The sequence below is a fragment of the Bacillota bacterium genome (genome assembly GCA_024655925.1).
In the GTDB taxonomy this organism is placed as follows: domain Bacteria; phylum Bacillota; class DTU025; order DTU025; family JANLFS01; genus JANLFS01.
In genome coordinates this window covers 3,129-7,017 of record JANLFS010000133.1, presented here as the reverse complement: position 1 = coordinate 7,017, position 3,889 = coordinate 3,129, and the positions used below count along the sequence as shown (strand labels likewise).

At 60.5% G+C, this 3,889-nt stretch carries 6 protein-coding genes; all 6 read left to right on the top strand.

Features of this window, described 5'->3' with window-relative positions:
- The first annotated feature begins 182 nt into the window (after nt 1-182).
- Nucleotides 183-773, top strand: coding sequence for a hypothetical protein (locus NUW23_14540; GenBank protein MCR4427378.1), 591 nt, complete (start codon nt 183-185; stop codon nt 771-773).
- A gap of 35 nt (nt 774-808) precedes the next feature.
- A complete protein-coding gene (locus NUW23_14535) occupies nt 809-1,027 on the top strand; it encodes a hypothetical protein (protein ID MCR4427377.1) in 219 nt (72 codons plus the stop codon).
- Between the two features lie 39 nt (nt 1,028-1,066).
- A complete protein-coding gene (locus NUW23_14530; GenBank protein ID MCR4427376.1) occupies nt 1,067-2,290 on the top strand; it encodes an ABC transporter ATP-binding protein in 1,224 nt (407 codons plus the stop codon).
- Nucleotides 2,215-2,790: an ATP-binding cassette domain-containing protein gene (locus NUW23_14525; GenBank protein MCR4427375.1), complete on the top strand. Its 576-nt coding sequence runs from the start codon at nt 2,215-2,217 to the stop codon at nt 2,788-2,790. Before NUW23_14530 ends, NUW23_14525 begins: the two co-directional genes overlap by 76 nt.
- Nucleotides 2,790-3,578 (top strand): energy-coupling factor transporter transmembrane protein EcfT, encoded by a 789-nt coding sequence (locus NUW23_14520; protein ID MCR4427374.1) that lies wholly within the window; start codon nt 2,790-2,792, stop codon nt 3,576-3,578. The genes NUW23_14525 and NUW23_14520 overlap by 1 nt, the downstream gene beginning before the upstream one ends.
- 19 nt (nt 3,579-3,597) lie before the next feature.
- A partial coding sequence (locus tag NUW23_14515) for an amidohydrolase family protein (protein ID MCR4427373.1) occupies nt 3,598-3,889 on the top strand: 292 nt, incomplete at its 3' end.

Sequence of the window (3,889 nt, the reverse complement as noted above, 5' to 3'; positions counted from 1 at the left end):
CCGGACCTGAAGACCTGGCTGTACCACAACCGTAGGGTGCGGGCCGGGTGGGTCGGCCGGCGGGTGTGAGGATCGCGGCGGAAACTCAGGTCGAGGAAGGGGGTGACGAAGGCGATCTTGCAAGGTTTCTCTGGCCGGCCGGGGGCGTCCGTGAGAGATGCGACGAAGGAGGTTGAGTGACGATGGTGAGTCTCGGCGAGGATCGATGGAGCATTAGCAACCCGAACTATCGTCTGTGGCGAACCGACACCAAGGCAATCGTGGGCGGCGTCCTTCTAGCTGTCTGCTTCTCGATAACAATGCAGTTGACGGAAAGGCTCGACACGGCTCTCTCCGGGGGCGTCCTGTACTGGTTTGGTGACCTGTTTGTGTTCCTGTGGTTCCCCGCATCGGTAATAAACTTCGGGCTACTCGGGGGGCTTTTGACCGCGAACTTTAATCCCATCGTGTCGCTTCTGACCGGTGCGAGTCCGATGGCCCCGAGGTTTTTCTTGGACAACACGATGTACGTGATCCCGATGTCGCTGTTCTGTCAGTATTACTTCAGGCGCGGGGACGGCCGGATGAACTTCAAGCAATTCTTCCTGATGTGCGTGGTGGCGGAGTTCTGCAACACCTTCTCTTACATGATCACCTGGGTGTATTTCTTCAAGTTTACCGTTCCGGTCATGGCTGGTTTGTGGTTCCTCCTGATGCTGACCTCCATACCGGGGTCGTTCATGGGCTTCGCCTTCGCAAGAGCTGTGCAACGATCCGGAGTGGCCGACGTGTGATGAGGCGCGCGACGCGCAAAAGGGAGGCGAACGAGGTGAACTATGTCATCCTTGGGGTCGTGATTGTTGCGGCGTTCGTGTTGATCGGCAACTGGTGGACGAGCCAGGTAGCCAAAGGCGCCATCCCGGACGTCGGCCTCGGGCTCGGGCTCTCCGGGTGGAAGCTGTTCGCGACCCTCATCGTCCTGGCCGTCATCGTCGGAGCGATATTCCTCTCAATGAACAAGCGGCAGAAATCCAAGTCGGGCGATTGACGCTTGCGCCGTTCAGGTACGGGAGGGCGGTATGGAACGATGCCTCACGCAAGGGACACCGTATTCCAGCTGCAGGACGTTTCTTTCAGGTACCCGGCAACAGAGAAACCGTGCTTGCGAGATGTCAACCTCGAGGTGCGGAGCGGTGAATGCCTGGGAATAATTGGACCTACGGGTTGCGGGAAGACCACCCTCCTGTACCTGCTCTCAGGCGTAATCCCTCACTGGATGAGGGGAGAGCTCGACGGCTCGGTGAGGATACTCGGAGAGGACACGCGGAGACAAAACTTGACCCGCCTGACCCAGTCCATCGGTCTCGTCATGCAAGATCCGGAGGCGCAGCTGTTCAACCTTCTGGTCAGAGACGAACTGGTTTTCGGCTTAGAGAACAGGGGTTTTGAACGAGGTGAGATGGACAGGAGAAAAGACGAAGCCCTCGCGCGGTTCCGCATTCCCCACCTTGAGGATCGGATTTGTTTCGATCTGTCGGGCGGGGAGAAGCAGAAGGTCGCCCTCGCCAGCATCTACGCGATAAAGCCGAGGGTGTTCCTGTTCGACAACCCGACGTCCGCCCTGGACCCGCTGGGTACCAAGATGGTATTCGACGCCATTGAAGAGCTTCGCAAGACCGGCGACTATACCATTGTGATTGTCGAGGACAAGATCGATCTTCTCTTCCAGCACGCCTCCCGGATGGTCCTCATGAGCGACGGCCGGATCGTCCTTGACGGTTCTCCGAGGGAACTCGCGGCTAGGCCCGAATTGCTGCGCCGTCACGGGGTCATGGGGTCGAAGGTCGTGGAGCTCGGCGCGGCACTCCTTGAAGCCGGCGTTCCGATAAGACAAGCCATCACTCTAGAGGAGGCGACAAGAGAATACCGCGAGCTTGTCAGGGCAGGCACTCCCGGGAAGGCCGCACCGCATTCCGATCAGGGTGCGCAGGACAACCGGGAGACCGCCGGCGAGGTCGTTCTAGACGCGAGCGGCCTGGAGTTCACCTATCCCTTCCCGCGGCGCGTGAAAGCCGTAAGGAACGTCTCCATGAGTATGCGCAGCGGCGAAGTGGTGGCACTCATCGGGCAGAACGGCAGCGGCAAGACGACCCTTGCTCGTTGCCTGAGCGGTTTCCTGGTCCCTCAGACGGCTTGGACCTGGCGAAGATCCCGCCGGCGAGGCAGGCACTTTACGTGGGCTACGTGTTCCAAAACCCGGACCATCAGCTGTTCAGGGATTCGGTCCGCGACGAGATCGCCTTCGGATTGAGGAACCTCGGCGTCTCGCCCGACGAGATCGAGACCAAGGTGGGCAGGGCCATCGGAGAGCTCAGCCTGGCCGGAAAGGAAGACACCCACCCCTACCGTCTTGCCAAGGGCGACCGGCAGCGGCTGGCGACGGCCGCCATCTGGGTGCTAGGGGCCAAAGTGTTGATCGTTGACGAACCTACTACGGGCCAGGACCCCGTCAGGTCGCGCGAGATCATGGACTTGCTGGTGCGCAGCGCGAGGCGAGAGGGCACGGCCCTCGGCATCATAACGCATGACATGGACCTCGTGGCCGAATACGCCGACCGAGTGATCGCGCTGTGTTCGGGGGAAGTGCTCGTAGAGGGCACCCCGAGGGGGGTGTTCTCGCAGCCCGAATTGCTGGCGCAGACATACGTAGAGCCCCCGCTCATAACGCAGCTCGGCCTGAGGCTTGGAGTGTGTCCCCCACCCCTGTCGGTGGAGGAGCTCAAACAACGCCTGATAGGGGGCGTCGCCTGATGCTCTACAGGTATTCCGGGGCCGATTCGTGGCTCCACAGGCTTGACCCGCGCAGCAAGATGGTGTTCGTGCTTGCCACGCTCATTCCTTTATGGATGTTACCCCTCCCATGGCCGGGGGTTTTCATCCTGGGCTACATCGTCATCATTTGGGTGTTCGGGAGGATCGCCCCTTGGGAGTACTGGGGGTTTGTCGCCCTGATGGTCCCGCTCGTGGTCGCGATGATTCTCATTCAGAGTCTGAGCATGGGCGGTCCCTACACCACGATATCCCCTGCGGGCCTGATGACCGTCAAGGTGTCCCTGCGCGGCTTCCAGGTAGGGAGTACCGTCGGATTAAGACTCATGGCCATGGGAGTTGGTTTCCTTGGCTTCTCGCTCACTACCGATCCGTTTCACTGGGGCCTCTCCCTGTACAGATGGGGCCTGCCCTATCGAGCCGCTTTCATGTTCGGATTCGCCATGCGGTTCTTTCCCCTCATACAAGAAGAGCTCCACATCATCAGGAATGCCTTGAAGGCACGGGCGTGGGCCTCGTTCGGGTCCAGGAACCCCATCAAGATTCTCGGCGGGGCGGCGACGCTGGTAGTCCCCTTGGGATTGGGCGCCCTGAGAAGGAGCCAGGGTATCGCGCTTTCGATGGACCTCAGGGGTTTCAGCATTCCCGAGATGTGCGGCACAAAGAGGAACATCTACCGCGAGGTGGGCTTCAAACGGTGGGATTACGTCGTATTGGCGACGGCAGTGGCCGTGCTTGGGTTGACATTCTACTGGCGCGTCGTTTCGTGACCCGTGTGAGGTGGCAGTCGTGCGGTTCTCTCTAATACTCAAAGGCGGCAGGGTCGTTACACCGGGCGGCCACGTGGAGGCCGACGTGGCCATCCGCGGAGAGCGAATCGAAGCCCTCCTGGCAAGCTGCGCCAAGGGCGAAGCCGACGAGATCATTGACGTGCGCGGAAAATGGGTTCTACCCGGTCTCATAGACCCACACGTGCACTTCATTACTCCGTTCCAAGGGTGTACCGGGGCGAGGGACTTTTACACCGGGAGCGTGGCCGCCGCCTGTGGCGGCGTCACCACCTTCTTGGACTTCACGGAGA

Coding starts and splice junctions, on each gene's coding strand:
- NUW23_14530 (MCR4427376.1), top strand. CDS start 1,067: ATGCCTCACGCAAGGGACACCGTATTCCAGCTGCAGGACGTTTCTTTC.
- NUW23_14520 (MCR4427374.1), top strand. CDS start 2,790: ATGCTCTACAGGTATTCCGGGGCCGATTCGTGGCTCCACAGGCTTGAC.
- NUW23_14540 (MCR4427378.1), top strand. CDS start 183: ATGGTGAGTCTCGGCGAGGATCGATGGAGCATTAGCAACCCGAACTAT.